Here is a 1,439-nt window from a genome sequence, read left to right as displayed (position 1 = left end):
GAGAGTGTCTAATGGTTTGTGTGTGAGGGTGAAAACCACCTAGGAGATAAACCAGAATGACTACCGTGAAACAAGACCCTGAAGACAAGCAGCGTATCGATGCCATCGAGAAGAAACTCCTGGCTAACCCGCAAATGGCCGAGCTGATCGGCGAGCTAGCCACGTCTACTACTAACGCTAACGACCTGGTACGCGGCATGCTCCAAGCCTCGATCACGCGTGGCCTTCAAGCCGAGATGGATGCCCATTTAGGCTACGCACACTCAGACCGTAAAGCCAAAGCCGAAGCCGGCGCCGAGAGCATGGGGAACTACCGTAACGGTAGCTACCCGAAAACCGTGGCCACGAACTACGGGATGATCACCGTGGATATTCCCCGTGACAGGGCCGGCACGTTCCGCCCGACCATGGTCCCTAAAGGCGCGCGGCGCCTGACAGACGTGGATGACATGATCGTGAGCTTGTATGCCGGCGGGATGAGCGTACGCGATATCCACCACCACCTAGCCACCTCCCTGCGCCTAGAGGTATCCCCGGAGACGATCAGCGCAATCACTGACGCGGTCCTTGACGAAGTACTCACCTGGCAAAACCGCCAGTTAGACGAGTTTTATCCCGTGATTTTCCTTGACGCGATCCGGATCAAAGTACGCGATGGAGGACGCGTGGTAGGCAAGAGTGCCTATATGGCTATCGGCGTGAACATGGACGGCGTCAAACACGTTTTGGGCTTGTGGATCGCCCGTGAGGAAGGCGCTTCTTTCTGGGCGAGTGTGTGTGCCCAACTGGCTAACCGGGGCGTGAAAGACGTGTTTATCGTGTGTTGTGACGGTCTGAAAGGCTTACCTCAAGCGGTGGAGGCTACCTGGCCGGACTCGATGGTACAGACCTGTATCGTGCATTTGATTCGGGCAGCGAATCGGTGGGTGAACTACCAGGACCGTAAGGCCGTATCGGCGGCGTTGCGTGCCGTGTATACGGCACCAAGCGAGGAAGCCGCTAGGTGTGCTTTAGAAGAGTTCGCGGTAAGTGACCTTGGGTTGAAGTATCCCCAATCAGTGAAGGTCTGGAGGGACGCGTGGGAGCGTTTCACGCCTTTCTTGGGCTTCCCGCCGGCAGCGCGCAAGGTTATTTACACGACGAATGCTATCGAGTCGTTTAACAGCCAGTTGCGTAAGGCTACGCGTAACCGGCGTCAGTTCCCGAACGACGAGGCGGCGATCAAGGCGTTGTGGTTGATGATTTGTCATATTGAGGATCGGCGGGCTGCCAAGCTTGCGAAGGAATCGAGGAAAGGGAGTGTGGATGTAGGCCATTATGTTGAGGGTGCTCGGGTCCAGGGCTGGAAAACTGCTATTAACCAGATGTCCGTGGCCTACCCTGACCGGTTTAATAAGTATTTATAAACAATGCTCACACACAAACAACTTGACACACTC

1 protein-coding gene is annotated in these 1,439 nt (G+C 55.7%); it reads left to right on the top strand.

Features of this window, described 5'->3' with window-relative positions; genetic code table 11:
* Window positions 1-56: 56 nt before the first annotated feature.
* Window positions 57-1,406, top strand: a complete 1,350-nt coding sequence (locus ACRQFC_RS09185) for an IS256 family transposase (RefSeq protein WP_087070464.1) — start codon at window positions 57-59, stop codon at window positions 1,404-1,406.
* Window positions 1,407-1,439 lie beyond the last annotated feature (33 nt).

This window comes from Actinotignum inguinis, assembly GCF_051265835.1.
Taxonomy (GTDB): Bacteria; Actinomycetota; Actinomycetes; order Actinomycetales; family Actinomycetaceae; genus Actinotignum; species Actinotignum timonense.
The sequence above is the reverse complement of the archived record's forward strand: the minus strand, read 5'-3'. Positions and strand labels throughout refer to the sequence as shown.

Coding starts and splice junctions, on each gene's coding strand:
- ACRQFC_RS09185 (WP_087070464.1), top strand. CDS start 57: ATGACTACCGTGAAACAAGACCCTGAAGACAAGCAGCGTATCGATGCC.